General features: G+C 66.7%; 15 protein-coding genes and 2 pseudogenes. 3 read left to right on the forward strand and 14 right to left on the reverse strand.

The genetic code is table 11. From position 1 onward, the window contains the following. Window positions 1–5: 5 nt before the first annotated feature. A pseudogene (locus GDH07_RS12535) lies at window positions 6–937 on the forward strand (magnesium transporter CorA family protein). Window positions 938–940: 3 nt separating this feature from the next. On the opposite strand, the gene map reads toward GDH07_RS12535, so the two are convergent. Beyond that, entirely contained in the window at window positions 941–1705 is a 765-nt protein-coding gene (map, locus tag GDH07_RS12540; protein WP_085597583.1) for a type I methionyl aminopeptidase, read from the reverse strand. Then, window positions 1702–1902, reverse strand: a complete 201-nt coding sequence (locus tag GDH07_RS12545) for a ParD-like family protein (RefSeq protein WP_022638858.1) — start codon at window positions 1900–1902, stop codon at window positions 1702–1704. Before GDH07_RS12545 ends, map begins: the two co-directional genes overlap by 4 nt. Window positions 1903–2215: 313 nt before the next feature. Between GDH07_RS12545 and ilvA the strand changes: the two are divergent. Further along, window positions 2216–3190: pseudogene (gene ilvA / locus GDH07_RS12550) on the forward strand (threonine ammonia-lyase, biosynthetic); the annotation flags it as partial. A 42-nt stretch (window positions 3191–3232) separates the two neighbouring features. Here the strand turns inward: ilvA and GDH07_RS12555 are convergent. Then, window positions 3233–3538 carry an NIPSNAP family protein gene (locus GDH07_RS12555; RefSeq protein ID WP_152897727.1) on the reverse strand — a complete coding sequence of 102 codons (306 nt, stop codon included), beginning with the start codon at window positions 3536–3538 and terminating at the stop codon, window positions 3233–3235. A 223-nt stretch (window positions 3539–3761) separates the two neighbouring features. On the opposite strand from GDH07_RS12555, the gene GDH07_RS12560 reads away from it, so the two are divergent. Continuing rightward, complete coding sequence (locus GDH07_RS12560; RefSeq protein ID WP_085597587.1) at window positions 3762–4028, forward strand: DUF1652 domain-containing protein; 267 nt, start codon at window positions 3762–3764, stop codon at window positions 4026–4028. Between the two features lie 30 nt (window positions 4029–4058). On the opposite strand, the gene GDH07_RS12565 is transcribed toward GDH07_RS12560, so the two are convergent. The 11 genes from GDH07_RS12565 to GDH07_RS12615 form a co-directional block, all read right to left on the reverse strand. After that, entirely contained in the window at window positions 4059–4433 is a 375-nt protein-coding gene (locus GDH07_RS12565) for a hypothetical protein (RefSeq protein ID WP_152897728.1), read from the reverse strand. A gap of 94 nt (window positions 4434–4527) precedes the next feature. Beyond that, window positions 4528–5301, reverse strand: coding sequence for a carbohydrate deacetylase (locus GDH07_RS12570; RefSeq protein ID WP_152897729.1), 774 nt, complete (start codon window positions 5299–5301; stop codon window positions 4528–4530). Continuing rightward, entirely contained in the window at window positions 5298–6425 is a 1128-nt protein-coding gene (locus GDH07_RS12575; RefSeq protein ID WP_152897730.1) for a GNAT family N-acetyltransferase, read from the reverse strand. The genes GDH07_RS12570 and GDH07_RS12575 overlap by 4 nt, the downstream gene beginning before the upstream one ends. Continuing rightward, window positions 6422–7123 carry an N-acetyltransferase gene (locus GDH07_RS12580; protein ID WP_022638851.1) on the reverse strand — a complete coding sequence of 234 codons (702 nt, stop codon included), beginning with the start codon at window positions 7121–7123 and terminating at the stop codon, window positions 6422–6424. The genes GDH07_RS12575 and GDH07_RS12580 overlap by 4 nt, the downstream gene beginning before the upstream one ends. Beyond that, window positions 7120–9045 (reverse strand): hypothetical protein, encoded by a 1926-nt coding sequence (locus tag GDH07_RS12585; protein ID WP_152897731.1) that lies wholly within the window; start codon window positions 9043–9045, stop codon window positions 7120–7122. The genes GDH07_RS12580 and GDH07_RS12585 overlap by 4 nt, the downstream gene beginning before the upstream one ends. Continuing rightward, window positions 9045–10352: an oligosaccharide flippase family protein gene (locus GDH07_RS12590; RefSeq protein ID WP_152897732.1), complete on the reverse strand. Its 1308-nt coding sequence runs from the start codon at window positions 10350–10352 to the stop codon at window positions 9045–9047. Before GDH07_RS12590 ends, GDH07_RS12585 begins: the two co-directional genes overlap by 1 nt. Beyond that, window positions 10349–11347, reverse strand: a complete 999-nt coding sequence (locus GDH07_RS12595; protein ID WP_152897733.1) for a polysaccharide deacetylase family protein — start codon at window positions 11345–11347, stop codon at window positions 10349–10351. The genes GDH07_RS12590 and GDH07_RS12595 overlap by 4 nt, the downstream gene beginning before the upstream one ends. Window position 11348: 1 nt before the next feature. After that, window positions 11349–12485: a glycosyltransferase family 2 protein gene (locus GDH07_RS12600; protein ID WP_343038227.1), complete on the reverse strand. Its 1137-nt coding sequence runs from the start codon at window positions 12483–12485 to the stop codon at window positions 11349–11351. Further along, window positions 12478–13443 (reverse strand): glycosyltransferase family 2 protein, encoded by a 966-nt coding sequence (locus GDH07_RS12605; RefSeq protein ID WP_152897734.1) that lies wholly within the window; start codon window positions 13441–13443, stop codon window positions 12478–12480. Before GDH07_RS12605 ends, GDH07_RS12600 begins: the two co-directional genes overlap by 8 nt. A 107-nt stretch (window positions 13444–13550) precedes the next feature. Continuing rightward, the gene (locus tag GDH07_RS12610) at window positions 13551–14900 is read right to left on the reverse strand and encodes an O-antigen ligase family protein (protein ID WP_022644542.1); all 1350 of its coding nucleotides are present in this window, start codon (window positions 14898–14900) and stop codon (window positions 13551–13553) included. Further along, window positions 14897–15997 carry a glycosyltransferase family 4 protein gene (locus tag GDH07_RS12615; protein WP_178124078.1) on the reverse strand — a complete coding sequence of 367 codons (1101 nt, stop codon included), beginning with the start codon at window positions 15995–15997 and terminating at the stop codon, window positions 14897–14899. The genes GDH07_RS12610 and GDH07_RS12615 overlap by 4 nt, the downstream gene beginning before the upstream one ends. Window positions 15998–16008 lie beyond the last annotated feature (11 nt).

Raw genomic sequence — 16008 nt, forward strand, 5'->3', positions numbered from 1 at the left:
TTGCGATGATCCAGAGCTATCGACTGAGCCATGGTGGCCTGTGCCCGGTGCCAGGCCTCGAGGCCCAGGTCATGTTGTTCAGCGATCCGGACCTGGCCGAGCGCGATCTGCTGCACAGCGCGTTCAAGCTCGATGCCCATGCCTTGGCCTCGGCGCTGGACCCGGACGAAGTCTCGCGCATCGAGTTTCACCCCGACTATCTGTTCCTGATCTGGAAACGCCCGGAGAACTATTCCGGTGCTGGCAGCCTGTCTTTCGAGGTGTCTTCCTGTGGCTTGCTGTTCGCCCCGGAGCGATTGCTGGTGACGACACGCCGTTGCACGGCCTGGGCGCCAGGCACGACCTGCACACGCCCCAGGATGTGCTGCTGGACCTGCTGCTCAACAACATCCATCACTACCTGGGGCACTTGAAGGTGATCAAGGCGGTGGCCCGCGAGCTGCAACAGAAATTCAACCAGACCCTGGAGAATCGCCATCTGTTGCAGATGTTCAACCTCAGCGAAAGCCTGATCCACTACCTCAATGCCCTGCGCAGCAATGGCGCGGTGCTGACCCGCTTGCGCAACCACGCCGCCAAGGAACGCTTCTGCGGCCAGGCCATCGGCCGAATCGACGACCTGATCATCGAGAACGACCAGTGCTACAAACAGGCGGAGATCTATTCCACGGTGTTCGCCGGATTGATGGATGCCCGGGGCAACCTGATGAACAACAGCAGCAACCAGCTGTTGCGCAAGCTGACCCTGATCAACGTGGTGTTCCTGCCGCTGAACCTGATCGCCAGCATCGGCGGCATGTCCGAGTTCAGCATGATGACCGCTGGCACACCCTGGTGGCTGTCCTATTCGCTGCTGTTGCTGGCGATGCTGCTGGCCGCGGTTGGCATGGCCCTGGGGTTGCGGCGACTGGGGGGCCGCCGCGAACGGGCTGGCTGAGGCCTATTGCGGTTGCAGGGTCAGCACTTCGAAGCCGTCTCGGGTCACCGCCACGGTGTGTTCCCATTGGGCGGAGAGGCCGTGGTCGCGGGTGACCACGGTCCAGCCATCCTTGAGACCGCGAACCCGGGCGCTGCCCTGGTTGAGCATCGGCTCGATGGTGAAGGTCATGCCCTCGCGCAGTTCCAGCCCGGTGCCGGCCCGGCCGAAGTGCAAGACCTGCGGTTCCTCATGCATCTGCCGGCCGATGCCGTGGCCGCAATACTCACGGACCACGCTGTAGCCGTTGGCCTGGGCATGACTCTGGATCGCATGGCCGATATCGCCGAGCCGGGCGCCGGGTCGTACCAGGCGGATGGCGTTCCACATGGCCTGGAAGGTGGTATCCACCAGGTGCCGGGCCCGTGGACCGACATTGCCGATCAGGTACATCTTGCTGGAGTCGGCGATGTAGCCGTTCTTCTCCAGGGTGATATCGATGTTGACGATGTCGCCATCCTTGAGCACGGCCTCGGAATGGGGCATGCCATGGCACACCACCTCGTTGATCGAGGTGTTGATGCAGTAGGGATAGTTGTACTGGCCCTTGCTGGCGGGGCGGGCCCTGAGCTCGTGGCGGATGAAGTGCTCCACGGCAGCGTCCAGCTCCAGGGTCGACAGGCCCGGGCCGACGAAACCGTCGAGGTAGGTGAACACCTGTGCCAGCAGGCGCCCGGACTCACGCATCAGTGCCAGTTGATCGGCGGTCTTGATCAGGGCCTGGGTCATGCGCGGCCCCTGAGCAGGTCGGGTTTGTTCAACAAGAGCTTGTTGATCAGGTCGTTGTAGGCCAGGTGCGGATTGAGTTCGGCCAGCAGGCCGATCTTCATCCAGAACTCGGCCTGGGCGTTGATCGAGCGATCCATGGCGGCGCTGGCCACGCGGATCTGTTCGTGCAGGTCATCGGAGATCTTGACGATACCCATGTCGCGGTAGGTTCTCTGTGGGAAATATACGAATCATATATGTTTCGTATATTTCGCCTCAAGTGGCCGGTGCGATTGTTTTGCCGGGTGCTTGCGACAGGGCGATTATTTCGCTAGTTTTCCGTCCATGACTTTTTCCGCCGTTCGTTCCCAGCCAAGCATTATTACCGCCATTACTCATTGGCGGGCTTGCTGACGACTGCACCCAACCCGCCCTGGAGGCGGGTTTTTTCTCTCTGTCTCCCGGGCTTCGCACACAGCCAGGAGATCCATCATGAGCCGCCCCAGCCCAACGCCCACTCCGAGTACCGACATGGCCCTGCTGGAGCGCTATGTGAAGATGATTCTTGCCGCGCCGGTCTATGACCTGGCCATCTGCACGCCATTGCAGGCGGCGCCGGCGCTGTCCCTGCACCTGGGCAACCAGATCCTGCTCAAGCGCGAGGACCTGCAACCGACCTTTTCCTTCAAGATTCGCGGCGCCTACAACCGCCTCGCGCAATTGAGCAGCGAGCAGAAGCAGCGCGGGGTAATCACCGCCTCTGCCGGCAATCATGCCCAGGGTGTGGCCCTGGCGGCGCGGGAGCTGGGGATCCAGGCCACCATCGTCATGCCCGAGACTACCCCAGAGCTCAAGGTCCTGGGGGTGCGCAGCCGTGGCGGTGACGCGCTGCTGCACGGCCCGAGCTTTCCCTTCGCCCTGGCCCATGCCCTGGAGTTGGCCAAGCGCAGCGGGCGCACCTTCGTGCCGCCGTTCGACGATCCCCATGTGATCGCCGGGCAGGGTACGGTGGCCATGGAGATCCTGCGCCAGCAACAGGGGCCGCTGGATGCGATCTTCGTCCCGGTGGGCGGCGGCGGGCTGATCGCCGGGATCGCCGCCTATGTGAAATACCTGCGGCCGGAAATCCGCATCGTCGGCGTCGAGTCCGAGCACTCCAACTGCCTGCAGCAGTCGTTGGCCGCCGGGGAGCGGGTGACCCTGGCCTCGGTCGGTACCTTCGCCGACGGGGTCGCGGTGGCCCAGGTCGGCGAACATGGCTATGAAATCTGTCGGCGGCACGTGGACCAGGTGATCAGCGTCAGCAACGACCAGCTCTGCGCCGCCATCAAGGATATCTACGACGACACACGCTCGATCACCGAGCCTTCAGGAGCCCTGGCAGTGGCCGGGATCAAGCAGTACGTGGCCATGACCGGTGCGCGCGGCCAGACCCTGGTGGCCATCGATTCGGGGGCCAATATCAATTTCGACAGCCTGCGCCACGTGGCCGAGCGGGCCGCCCTGTGCAGCGTGCCGCAGCCGGCCTGAGCCGGGCGCAGCCTGGGTTCAGGACAGCAGGGGGCGCAGGAAGCTGCGCTCGTAGCTGAGGATGAATTTCTTCTCCATTACCGAGGCCACCAGCGCCACGCTTTGCGGATCGCCAAGAGCCTCCTGGCGGTAAGCCTCGTAGTGCGCCAGGGACGGAAAACTGAACAGGCAATAGGCGATGTTGCTGGCGCCCTCGCTGGGCAGGAAGTAGCCATGGTGGCTGCCGCCCAGGCGCTGCACCACGCTGATCCAGGCTTTGGCATAGGCTTCGAACTCGGCCAGTTGATAGGGATCGATCACATATTTGACGTGGCAGGTAATCAAGGCGCCGCTCCTGGTGACGGTTGGGGAAGGGCATCGAGTCGGGCCGAAAAAGCCGTTGCTCAGAGCCAAATCGAATTTAACAGACTCGGCAAAGCCGCATAGTCTGTAGCTTGGCCCCGTCTACAAGGACAATCAGGATCGGGCCTGGAACCCTCGAACACGGACGTCGCCCGCAGGCAGCCTGCCTGCCGATTGGCCGCCTCGAACAACGGAGAGAGTCGCCATGTTTCTATCTGCCCTGGAGCTGCGCAACATCATCGAAAGCAGCTTCCTGCCCAAGCGCTGCCAATGCACCCTGAGCCCCGAGCTGTCGATGACGGTAAAGGTGTTCGGCGAACATGAGCCCGATCGCGTCGACCTGCTGGTCACCGGTATCGACGCCGCGCAGCTCAACGGCTGTCGCGAAATCAACGAGCTGATCGCCGGGCTGCGCCATGACCTGGCCCAAGGTTCCGGGCATGGTGTACCGCTGAGGCGGGCGCATTATTGAGTCCTTCGGGCCGCTCGCTACCGCGCTCGTTCAAGGAAGCCTGCGGGCCTGGACGAACCCCAGGCCCAGCAGCAATTCCGTACCCACCGCCAGGAAGATGCCCGCCCCGGCATTGCCATTGAGCCACTCCAGGGTCCCCAGCCCGGCAAGGGCGAAACAGCCGATCGCCATGCCATTGCCCAGGGCCTGGCGGGCAGGGCTGTGGCCCACGTCGCGAAACTGATGGAAGATCACCGCCAGCGCCAGGAACAGCAGGGCGTTGCGCCGTGCGACGAATCCCGCGACCGGGTTGTAGTCCAGGCCCCAGAGGGTCAGCAGCAGTCCTGGGGCAAGCCCCCAGGCCAGGGCCAGCAACAGGCAGATCAGGGCGGTCAGGCTGCACAGACGACGAAACGACCAGGACATGGCGATTCCTTGCACCAGGAAAAAGGGCGCCAAGGTTAGCCCGCCGCGGAGCCCGGGAAAACCATCCCTTCTGCGCAGGCCATCACCGCTCCTCCTAGAGTTCGCTGTAGGCGACCCGCCGGTATCCGGGCAAGGCCTGGGCCAGCAGTCGCTCCAACGATTGTTGCGCCGGCAGGTAGTCGTCGCCGAAATCGCCATCGGCCAATTGCGTCGGGTGCGCCACCACCTCGATCACCCCCCCGGGGCGCAAGCCTTCCAGCAGGTCCCTGGGGGTGCACACCGAGTCTGCACTGGCGCCGGACAACCAGCGGATGCGCCGGTTCAGGGCGGTCTTGAACAGCCATTTGACCAGCCCGATATTGCTCCCGACATTGCGCGCCAGGCGTACCGGAACCCCTTGCCGGGCGGCGAAACGGGCGACGATCGCCGCCACCGGCCACAGGTTGTGCACGTGCTGGTGGGAGTCGATATGGCTGGGCCGCAGCCCCAGGGCGAGGCAGCGCTCCCACTGCGCTTCAAGCTCTTGCAGCACCGCGGCGGCCACCGGCTGCGGCAGGCGCAGGGCAGAGCGCGGCAGGTTCAGGTCGAACTGGCCCTGGGCGTCGCAGAACAGCGGTTGTCGACGGATCGCCTCGCTCAGGGCCGGGCCGTAGGTCAGGTTGAAGTGCAGGCCGATGCGCCCCAGCAGCTCATGTCGGTGGGCCAGTTGGCAGGCATCTTCGAAGGCCGGCATGTTGGCCATCAAGGTGGCGGAGCTGATCACGCCGCTCTTGAAGGCTCGCAGGGTCAGCTGGTTGTAGTCCGGGTCGAGGCCGAAGTCGTCGGCGTTGACTATCACTCGTGGCGCGTTGGCCTGGGATTCCTTCATGGGCGCACCTTCGCTGTGGCGGCGGCCTGGCGTCGTTCGCGCCAGGCCTTGAGATGAGGTTTGAGTCGTTGCCAGAGGCGTTCGCCCAGGCCCGCCAGCAGGCCCAGGGCACGCCAGCTGTAGAAGCTCCAGCGCTGCTGTTCCACCAGGCCGCTCAGGCGTTCGTGCAACTGGTGGCTGGAGCGGCTGAGACTGACCCGGGAGGCGTCCACCCATTGCCAACCATCCTCCAGGCCCCAGCGGATCCATTCGTCCAGCAGCAAGCGGCCGCTACCCAGGTTGGCGTAGTCGGCCAGGAAGGCGATGTTGTAGTCGTACAGGCGGCCGCGTTCCAGCAGGCCCAGGCGATAGCTGATGCAACGCCCCTGGTGCTCCAGCAGCACGATTCGCACGCAATCCTCGGCGGCCAGCTGGCGCAAGGCGCTGAACATCCATTGCCGGCGTGGCCCACCGGAGAAGATCCCCAGGCCGTCGGTGCCTTTCCAGCTGGCCTGCTCGACCTCGCACAGCCTCTGCAGGATTTCGTCGACCCCCTCGGCCCTGGGCGCCACGCGGATGATCCGTGCATCAATCTGCGCACAGCGCTTCCTGGCCCGGCGCAATTCGTAGCGCAAGGTGCCACTGGCTTCCTCGGCATCGGCGGGCACAACCAGGTGCTCCGGTACCCGGCAAGTCAGCGTTTGCTCGGCGTAGCTGCTGGCCTGGCGCCAGGGTGCCAACAGCTCGTCGGCCGCCACCAGCTCATGCAGTTGCAACAGGTCATGGGGCAGGTGCCGACGGATTTGCCGCAGTACCTCGGGCATGGCGTGCCGGGCGCTGTCGGCCACCAGCAAGGCCAGGCGATCGCTCAGCGGATGTCCAAGGTGGCGCACCACGCGCAGCGGCAGCCCCCCACGGGATTCGCGGCCGGCCACCAATGGCAGGCACAACACCAAGCGTTGCTCCTGCCAACCCAGCAGGACCTGCAACGCCTGGCCCGGGGCCAGGGCCTGGGCCGCACCGCGCAGCCAGCCCAGGCGATTGAACGGCGTGGCCTGCTCGGTGGCGGCGCGCAATTGCTCATAGGCGGCCTCGGGGAACTGCGCCGCCGAGAGGTCGCTGCACCATTGCCAGCGCATGTTCATGGCCGCTCCTGGTCGGTCTTCGTGCCGGCTTGCTGATCCAGCAGGCGCCCGCGTCGCAGCTGGTGCAAGCGGGTCTGGTGATAGGGGCGGCGGCGATGGAAGTGCAGGCACCGCAACAGGCAGTAGATATGCAGGGATTCGCCGACTTCCTGGAAACCCAGGCGCATGTGCATCTTCAGCGCAGGTTCGTTGCGCACGTTGACCAGGGCCCGGGTGCTCTTGAAGCCGCGCTCGCGGTACTCCTCCCAGAGCAGTTTCTGCGCCAGGATCACCACCCCCGAGCCCCGGTAGGGCTGCGCGCATTCACCGGCGAACTGATACAGGCAGCCCGGTGGCACGCGCATCCAGCAGCGGTACAGCTGGTCGTCGTAGTAATCGCGCTCGCTGATCCACACCATCATCATCACGTTGCCCTGGTGATCCAGGTGCGCGCTGCCCCGGCTGCCCTTGTCCAGCAGGCCACGAATGGCCGGTAGCTGGGCCTTGAAGTATTTGTCGAAGGCCGGCAGCAGCTCCCGGGTGATGGGCACCTGGGGCCAGCGTGCGGGGTCGATGGGACAGGGCACCGGCAGGGCCAGGGAGCGCTCCAGGGTCAACAGCTCCCAGTGGTAATAGAAGAACCGTTCGCGCAGCACTCGCAGGCTGCCGCGCAGGCCCTTGCGGCGGATCTTGGCCAACAGGCCGGTCAAGCGACTCATAGGGTTTTCCAGGTCAAGGCAAACAGGGTCTCGCCGGGCAGCTGGAACACCAGCCGATCCGAATCGCACTGCACGCTGGCGGGGCGCGCCTGGCCATCGGCGCTGAGCAAGGTCAGTTGCGGTTCCGGCGGGCAGTGGTGGGTTGGCATGGAGACCTCGATGGTCTGCCGGCGCGCAGTCTTGGCCACGCCCAGCAGGCTATGGCGCGGGCCGTCGCGCAGGGCCAGGGCATCGACCTCGAAGGCCGGGTTGTCCAGGACCTGCACCTGGGGCAGCCAATGCTGCTGGAGGAACTGCTGGGCCAGGGCCACCGGCTTGAGGCGAAAGTGCCGGGCGCCGTGCTGGGCCAGCATGCCCTTGGGATACTCCGGCTCGTCGGCGGCCTGGAACCAGTTGAGCATGTCCAGCAAACCATCCTGGGACGCGTTGAACACCACCGAGGCCCACCACAGGCCGGCGTAATGCGTGTCTTGCTGGTAGGGGCTGAGGTCCGGGCCGCTGGAAATATTGGTCTGGCTCAGCAGCAATGCCTTGCGTGGCCGGCCCTGGTCGTCCAGGCCCACCAGGTCGGCGGCGGCGCGCACGCTGGCGCGGTAGCGGCGGGTGGCCAGCAGGTCGCGCACCATCCATTCGTGCCAGGCCAGGGCGTCGATGTCCGGGCCATGTTCGGCCAGCAGCTTGCGTGCCCAGTCGATCCCCCGGCGCTGGCCGGCGCCGACCCGGAACGGTCCGTCCAGCAGGCGCGAGCTCACCGGCATGGCGATGCGTACCCCGGCGGCCCGGGCCTCGGGATGGGCCTTGGTGCGCTCCAGCATCTGGCTGAAATAGGCAGCGAAGGCGGCGTAGCTCGGATAGTTGAGGTTGGGTTCATCGGCGAACGCCAGGTAATGCAGGCCCTGCTTGCCCAACCGCGTGCTGTCGTCCAGCCAGGCATCGAGGCCGGCCAGGGTTTGCGGGCTGGCTTCCAGTACCGGCCTGCGCCCGGTCCCCGCCAGCAGGGTGATATCGCGGTCCACGCCAAAGGTCTCGCGGTAGAGCCTGCGAAAGGCGATTTCCCGCTCGGGCTCGGCCTTGATCACGTCGACGAAGCTGTAGAAGTTGGCGGCTCGGGGGCCCAGGGCTCGCAGCAGCTCGAAGGTCGACTGCGGCGGTTGCGCGTAGGGCAGGGCCACGCCCAGGTGCGGGCTGGGGCCGGCCAGTTGTGGGTGCAGGTTCAGTTCCACGTGCCCCGGGGTCCATTGCAAGGGGTGCAGTTGGCGCAGGTCCTGGGCGAACAGGTTGGCGGTGCCGTCGAGCCAGAAGCCGACCTTGCCGGAGCCGCCCATGGACAGGCGCCAGACTTCGTCGCGCTCGGCCACCGGCAGTTCGGCCTGGTCGAATTGCGGGTATTGATCGTGGGTCTCGAGCTTGAGCCGGACCTTCGCCCCGTCGCTCAGGCGCACCGCTTGCAACACACTCACGCCACCGTGGTACTTGCCTGCGAGCACCGCTCGTTCACCGGCGGCAACGCGAAAGTACAGCTCGGTGCCGTCGGGTACGTCGGCGCTGAAATGCACCTTGGTGGGTTCGAACTGGGCCTGGGTGGCGCTGTCATGGCCGATCCTGAAGTTGCGGAAGCTGTAGCCGGGCACTTGCAGCCGGTAGTCACCGCTGGCGGCGGGCAGCAGGATGCTGTCCTGGCCGTAGGCCTGGTCGGCCGGGATATCCACTTGTTGGCGCAGTTGGCCATCGGGACCGACCAGGTACAGCTGTTCCTGGTTGGCGTCGCTTTGCCAGGCCGGGCTCCAGCGCAGGTGCAGGGTATCGGTGACGCTGGCCTGCAGGTACAGGCTGCCATCACGGATATCGCCCCATTGCATGGGGGCCGCCTGCAGGGCGGGCGCCGTGAGTAGCAGCAGGACAATCAGGGAACGGGATTTCATCAGGCCTTTTCCTTGGGGCGCAGTAGCTGGCGTACGTAAGTCACGTCCGCAGGCAGCAGAATCAGGGTGCGATACCAGGCCACGCCGCTCAGGCGGCAGTACAGGCCGAGCATCACCAGGCTCACCGCCAGGTAGGCGATGGACGAGGCCAGGCCGGCACCGACGATGCCCAGCCGTGGAATCAGCAGCGCGTTGAGCGCCAGGTTCAACAGGGCGCCGCCGCCCATCAGCAGCGACAGGGCGCCGGGGCGCTGCTTGCCCAGCAGGTCCAGGCGCAAGATGCTGGCGTAGCACAGGCCGAACAGGCCCGGCAGCAATGCCAAGAGGGCGCTGTAGGCCGGGGCATAGGCGGCGCCGAACAAGGTCACGATCAACCATTGGCCGATCAACGCCATGCCCAGGCAGGCCAGCAGCATGACCGTGGCGGTCAGGCGCAGCGCCAGGGCGGTCAGTTGCTCGATGCCGCTGCCTTGTTGCAGCAGGCGTTTCATCAGTGGAGTGGTCACCGCCTCGGGAATGATCAACAGCAGCTCGGCAGCGGCACTGGCCATGGCATACCAGCCCAGGGCTGCCGGATCGAGCAGGGCGCCGATGAACAGGTAGTCCGAGCGCAGCATCAATTGCTGGGCCAGCACCCCGGGGTGACTCTGGGCGCTGTAGCGCAACAGTTCGCGCTGCTGCCCGGTCTGCCAGCGCAGGCGCAAATCGTGCCAGCGCCGCAGCCAGCACCAGCCCACCACGACCACCAGCAGCGTACCGCCCAGCCAGCCGCCCAGCGCCGCGGCCAGCGGTTGCTCGCGCCAGATCCACCACAGGCCGACGAACAGCAGCAGCGGCACCAGGGATTCCAGCAGCCGCAGGGCATTGAAGGCTTCGACCCGGCCGTCGGCGTTGTGCAGGGTCAGCAGTCCGCTCTTGAGCACGGTGAGCGGCACCGCCAGCAACAACAGCCAGGCCAGGTCGCCCAGTTGCAGGCTCAGTTCCCACTGGCTGCCCAGGGTATTGATCAGCGCCAGGCCCGCCAGGGTCAGCAGGCTGGCCAGCAAGCAGCCATAGACCAGTACCTGGGTCAGCAACAGGCCCATGGGCCGCTGGCGTGCCGCCTCGTAGCCCACCGCAGTATTGAGGCCGCCGCTGGTGAGCGCGGCGATCAGGTCCGGCAGGGTGCTGAGCAGGGCGAACAAGCCGCGGTCCGCCGGGCCCAGGAGACGCGCCAGCAGCACATTGCGCAGCAGGCGCAGGCCGATCATCGCCAAGCGGGTGCCCATGCTCAGGGCCAGATGCCAGAGATAGCCGCCGCGCTTCATGCCCGGGCTCCCTGCCACAGGCGCCAGGCCAGGAGCCCGGGGTGGGCGGCGCTGGCATGGCTGACGTCGATGCGCGGCAGGGCCAGCCAGGCGTTGCCACTGGCCTCGATCAGGCCGGACCGGGTGCCCAGGGCATAGCGATAGCCCAGCGCGGATACGGCGGCCCGCACCCGGGGGTCGTGGTCGCCATTGGGGTAGCAATAGACTTGCAGAGGCGCCTGGCAGCGTTTGCGCAGGGTGTCATGGGAGCGTTGCAGGTCGGTGCGCAGGGCCGCGTCTTCAAGCTGGGTGAGGATGCCGTGGCTGGCGCCATGGGGGCCGAAGGACACCAGCCCCGAGCGCTCCAGATGCTTGACCTGGGTCCAGTCCATGGCGTGCGGCGCGGCGTCTGCCGGGCAGGTGTCGGCCAGTTGCTGCAGGGTGGTCGCAGGCAGTCGCTTGAGGCGCTGCAGATAACCGCCGAGCAGGCGGCTGCGGGCATCGCTGTCGCCAGCCTGCAGCAGCTCCAGCGGTGGCGTCAGTTGCAGGGCGCGCAGACGCTCCAGCAATGGCTGGCCAGCTGCGGCGTCGGCCTGTCGCCACAGGGTTTCGCCGATCGACTCCCACCAGAAGCCCTGCGGGCTGCCGATGAAGTCGGTGGACAGGAAAATACTGGCCGGCACCTCGTAACGCTCCAGGACCGGGTAGGCCACCTCGGCGTTGTCGCGCCAACCATCGTCGAAGGTCAGCGCCACACGCGGCCGGTCGCCACCAGGCAATTCCAGCAGTTGTTGCAACGGCACGCAGTCGAAATGCCGGCGCAGCCAGCGCAGCAACTGTTCGAACTGGGCCTGGCCGACGCACAGGGGCGCGCGATGGGGCTTGGCCGCGGCGGTGGAGTCGACCAGTACCCGGTGCAGCATCAGCACCGCCCCGGCCTCGCCCAGGCGCGAACGCCCGGCGCTGTGCAGGTAGGCGCTGCCCAGCAGGCGCTTGAGGGCTAGTTTGAAGGTCATGTCAGCGATTCTGTTGTGGGTTCCACAGGGCATAGCGCTGCCCGCGGAGAAATTGCCAGAGGCCCATGCTCATGCCGGCCAGGGTCACCAGGACGAAACCGGCCAGGCGAAACACCTTGGGCAAGCGTCCGCTGCGGTCCAGAAGACCCAGCACGCCGGCACCGTAGCCCAGCAACTGGGCGATGAGGCACAGGCTGTAGAAGGTCCCGGCATTCCACAGCAGCAAGTTGGCCAGCAGCAGCGGCAGCAACAGGACCGGAGCCAGGCGGCGGATCAGCTTGTGGCTGATCAGGGCGATGGCATAGGCGCCATGGCGCCAGGGATTCATCAGTTGCCGACGCTGGGCCAGGCTCTGCAGGCCGCCCACCGTGACTCGCAGGCGCCGGCGGTATTGCTTGCCGGCCTCGTCCACGCCCTGGTCCAGGACCTGGGCTTCTTCCACATAGACGATGCGCTTGCCCGCCACCGGGGCGCAGGTGCTGATGAAGAAGTCATCGTTGACCTCGGCCGGAATGCTCTGGAACAGCTCCCGGCGCAGGGCCAGCAACGCGCCGTCGGCGGATACCATGCAGCCGGTGCGGTTCTCCGCCTGGCGTACCCAGGCTTCATAGTGGCGGTACAGGCTGTCGCCCAGGCTCAGGTTATGCCCGGGCCGGGGGATGATCATGTGCCCGCCGCACGCACCGACCTGCGGATCGCCCAGGGGCGCCAGGAGCTTGCCCAGGGTATCGGTGGACCATTGGTTGTCGGCGTCGGTGAACACCAGGATGTCGTTGCGGGCCAACTCCACGGCGGCGTTCAGGGCGCCGGCCTTGCCCACCCTGGGCAGGTCCAGGACCACGATCCGCGGGTCGCGCACGGCCAGGGCAATGGCTACGGTACCGTCGCTGGAGCCATCGCTGGCGAGGATGATCTGCAAGTCGGGAGCCGGATAGTCCTGGAGCAGCAGGGTACGCAGCTTGTGCTCGATGTGCGGGCCTTCGTTGTGGGCGGCGATGATCACGCTGACCGACAGTGGCTGGCCGGACAGCTCAGGCCTTGGCCGCACGAAGCGGCTGAGCAGGGCCAGCAGCAGCGGGTAGCCGACCCAGGCGTAGATGGGCAGCAGCAGGCAGAGCCAGAAAAGAATCTTAGCCACGGTCGGGCCTCACGACGCAACGGTTGAACAAACCCTGCACCAGGGCCAGGGCCCCCAGATGCAGGCGAACCCAGTGCAGCAACCAGAGCTGCAGGACGAACAGCGGATCACGCTGGCGCAGGCCCTGGCGCAGGGCCAGAACCAGCGGCGCCAGCGCGCCCACAGCCAGGTACAGCAGGGCGCTGTCGGCCCGGCCCAGGAGCAGGGCGCCCAGCGCCAGCAGGCTGAGCAGCGCGCAAGCCAGGCACAGCAGGGGGAAGCGCAGCAGACGCGGGCTTGCTCCGCCAGCCTTGAGCAATTGCACATGGCTGCCCTGGCGCCAGCGTTCCTTGGCGGCCCATTCGCGCCAGCTGCCCTCGAAGCCCCAATGCAACACCTGGGGCCGAGGCAGGCTCAGTTGCCGGGCGCCGGCGGCGTGCAGGCGCAGGCCGAAGTCCTTGTCCTCACCGGTGCGCAGTTGCTCGTCGAAACCGCCGACGCGCTCGAACCACGCCCGCTCCAGGCACAGGTTGGGGGTGGGCATCCAGTGCAGCAGGCGGGCCTGGGTCCCGGCGGCCAGGCTGCGTCGCTGCCAGGCTCGGGCGAACCACGGCGCGCTGCTGGGGGCGGCGCAATCCAGGGCGAAGACTTCGGCGGTCCGTTGTCCCTGGGCCAGTTGCCAGAGTTGCAGCCAATCCTCGGGCACCTCGATGTCGGCATCGAGGAATGCCAGGCTGTCGCCGCTGGCGACCGCGGCCCCGCGGTTGCGCAGGGCGCCGATGCTCAGACCCGGGCACAGCAGTACCCGGGCGCCCATTTCGCGAGCCTGTTGCGGGCCCTGGTCGATGGAGCCGTTGTCGACCACGATCAGTTCGCAGTCGACACCCGCCACCCGGGCCGCGCGCAGCACGCTGTTCAGGGTCCGGCCGATGTGCCGGGCCTCGTTGTACATGGGCACGATCACGCTGATCCTGTGCATTTTTGCCTCCCTTGGCCAGATTGGGTTGAAGTCGCGCTCGCCTTGCCGGCGAGCTTGGCGAATGCCGCTGCCCGGGGGCCTGCGGCGCTCAGGCCCGCGGTAGCCGCTCATCGGCTGTCCTCGGCTTGACGGCGCAGCACGCTGGACAGGGCGAGGAAGATCCACAGGTACTTGTGGTTCGGTGCACTGAGAAACAGCAGGAACACCGCCAGCGCCAACAGGCTCAGGCCCAGGTGGGTGGCGATGTCGGCCTGTTCCCGGGCGCCCCGGGCGAGGAATGCCTGGCGCGCGCGCTCGAAGTTGCGCAGGCCCATGAGCATCAGCGCGACAAAGCTTAGGCCCGCGGGAATCCCCAGCTCGCTGAACAGTTCCAGGTAGGTGTTGTGCGCCCGGCGATACAGGTCGGGCTCGTTGAGGTTCTCCGAGAAGCCGCTGGCGAAGCCGGTCTGCGCATAGTGCACGGGGAAGGTGCCCAAGCCCGAACCCAGCAGCGGGTTGTCGCGGATCATCTGCCCGCCCACGACCAGGTAGGAGGTGCGCCGGCCCAGGGAGGTGTCCTCGGAATGGGCACCGGACTTGAGCATGCTCAGGGACTTGATCCGCGCCACGTAGTCCGCTGGCAAGGCGGCGATGCCCAGGGGCACGACGATCGCCACGGCGAACATGGCGAACCCCAGGTGCTTGGGGCGCAGGCCCTTGAGCCGGTCGCGGTAGTGCCAGGCACCGATGGCGATGGTGAACAGCACTACCAGCAATCCGGAGCGCGAGTCGGTCTTGGTCATGCCGGCCATCAGGGTCAGGCCGATGGCGATCCAGAACAGCCGTAGCGGCCACCAGGGCGCGCGCAGGGCCAGGAGGATCGCCGGCGGCACGGCCATGGCGATCAGCAGGGCGAAGTAGTTGGCGTCCTGCAGCAGGCCGATGGCCCGACCTCCCACCTGGTACTTGGCCGAGACCAGCGCGATCACGCAAGTGATGGCTACGCTCACCGCCAGCAAGCGGCAGAGCATCAGCAGGTTGGTCTCCCGGGCGATCAGCAAGGTGACGAAGAACAGCACCAGGCCCACCGCCAGCTCTCGCAGGCTGTCCAGGGACACGGCCAGGTTCTCGCTGTACATGAGGCTCAACAGCAGGCACAGCAGGAAGGGGCCCAGGGCTCGCCACAGATTGCTGCCCAGGCGGGTATCGGGAATGTGCCGCAACAGCAACTTGAACAGCATGATCAGGATCAGCGAGGCGCCCAGCAGCTTGGCCCCGGAAAAGGCGCTGTCCTTGAACAGGCCTTCGAACGGCACCAGGGCGCAGATGCCCAGCAGGCCCCAGCCCGGACGCCGATACAGCACGGCCAGGCCCGCGAGGCCGACCACCACCAGGGGGGCCAGGAATGGCCAGGGGCTGGCCAGCAGGGCCAGGGCGGCCAGACCCAGGAACAGGCCGAGAACAGGAGCGGCGATCATGCTGGGTCGGCCTCCCTGGCCAGGCGATACAGCTCGTCCCAGCTACGGGCCAGGGTCGGCAGGTGGTAATGCTCGCGCTGGGTAGCGCGTGCGGCCTCGGCCAGGGTCTGCGCCAGGGCCGGATCGTCCAGCAGCTCGCCGATGCACCGGGCCAGCTCGGCACTGTCCAGGGGGGTGGCCAAGAGGCCGTTGTGCCGGTGCTGCAAGACATCGGGAATACCGCCCACGGCGAACGCCGCGATTGGCGTGCCGGCTTGCATGGCTTCGAGCAGGATCATCGGCGTGCCTTCGGTGCGCGAGCTGATCACCAGGACATTGAGGCGTCGCAGCCAGGGCTGCATGTCTTGCTGGTAACCCGGCAACAGTATGCGCAGCGACAGGCCTTCGGCGTCGATGCGCTGGCGCAGGGCCTGGTTCTGCTCGCCGTCACCTAGCAGTACCGCCTTGAGCTGCGGGCGTTGCCGGCACAGGGCGACCAGGGCGTCGAGGAATAGATCCGGGCCTTTTTCCTCGCTCAGGCGGCCGACGAAACCCACCAGAGGCTCCATTTCGTCCCGGCGCACCTGGGGTTCGCCCGAGGGCGGGCCCTCGTAGTTGGTGGCGCGGGGCGGGAGCGGCTGCGGCAGGCCGTTGGCAATCACTTGCAGCTTGTCTGGTGCCACCCCGGCCGCCAGATGCAGGCGGGCGATGCTCTGGGCGACGCAGGCCACGCGACGTACCTGGCGGCTGCGGCACAGGCGCAGGCTGGTCCAGGTATAGAGCTTCTGCTTCAGGCTCCTGGGCGTGAAGCCATGCTGGGTCAGGACCAATGGCAAGCGCAGGCGCCGGGCACAGATCCAGGCGAACACCTGGGCCTTGAAATTGTGCGCGTTGAGCAGCCCGGGTTGCTGGCGCAGGTGCGCCAGCAAGGCCTTGAGGTCGTGACAGTTGTGGCAGCTCACGCCGGCTTCGGTGAAGCGCTGCAACAGCGCCGGCGGGGCGTCGAGGAACACCACCCGGTGCTGCCCGGGGGTGACCAGGCAGTGATCGAGCAACATGCGTTCGGCACCGTAGAAACCGCCGCTGTGGATCAGGTGCACGATGGGTTGCGCGGCCATGTTCAGGTTGC

Origin of the sequence: Pseudomonas piscis, assembly GCF_009380155.1 — a bacterium.
Classification (GTDB): Bacteria; Pseudomonadota; Gammaproteobacteria; order Pseudomonadales; family Pseudomonadaceae; genus Aquipseudomonas; species Aquipseudomonas piscis.

What these genes read in the sequence shown, in the direction of transcription:
- map (WP_085597583.1), bottom strand. Translation starts at nt 1,705, where the DNA reads ATGACCCAGGCCCTGATCAAGACCGCCGATCAACTGGCACTGATGCGT.
- GDH07_RS12545 (WP_022638858.1), bottom strand. Translation starts at nt 1,902, where the DNA reads ATGGGTATCGTCAAGATCTCCGATGACCTGCACGAACAGATCCGCGTG.
- GDH07_RS12560 (WP_085597587.1), top strand. Translation starts at nt 3,762, where the DNA reads ATGTTTCTATCTGCCCTGGAGCTGCGCAACATCATCGAAAGCAGCTTC.
- GDH07_RS12565 (WP_152897728.1), bottom strand. Translation starts at nt 4,433, where the DNA reads ATGTCCTGGTCGTTTCGTCGTCTGTGCAGCCTGACCGCCCTGATCTGC.
- GDH07_RS12570 (WP_152897729.1), bottom strand. Translation starts at nt 5,301, where the DNA reads ATGAAGGAATCCCAGGCCAACGCGCCACGAGTGATAGTCAACGCCGAC.
- GDH07_RS12575 (WP_152897730.1), bottom strand. Translation starts at nt 6,425, where the DNA reads ATGAACATGCGCTGGCAATGGTGCAGCGACCTCTCGGCGGCGCAGTTC.
- GDH07_RS12580 (WP_022638851.1), bottom strand. Translation starts at nt 7,123, where the DNA reads ATGAGTCGCTTGACCGGCCTGTTGGCCAAGATCCGCCGCAAGGGCCTG.
- GDH07_RS12585 (WP_152897731.1), bottom strand. Translation starts at nt 9,045, where the DNA reads ATGAAATCCCGTTCCCTGATTGTCCTGCTGCTACTCACGGCGCCCGCC.
- GDH07_RS12590 (WP_152897732.1), bottom strand. Translation starts at nt 10,352, where the DNA reads ATGAAGCGCGGCGGCTATCTCTGGCATCTGGCCCTGAGCATGGGCACC.
- GDH07_RS12595 (WP_152897733.1), bottom strand. Translation starts at nt 11,347, where the DNA reads ATGACCTTCAAACTAGCCCTCAAGCGCCTGCTGGGCAGCGCCTACCTG.
- GDH07_RS12605 (WP_152897734.1), bottom strand. Translation starts at nt 13,443, where the DNA reads ATGCACAGGATCAGCGTGATCGTGCCCATGTACAACGAGGCCCGGCAC.
- GDH07_RS12610 (WP_022644542.1), bottom strand. Translation starts at nt 14,900, where the DNA reads ATGATCGCCGCTCCTGTTCTCGGCCTGTTCCTGGGTCTGGCCGCCCTG.
- GDH07_RS12615 (WP_178124078.1), bottom strand. Translation starts at nt 15,997, where the DNA reads ATGGCCGCGCAACCCATCGTGCACCTGATCCACAGCGGCGGTTTCTAC.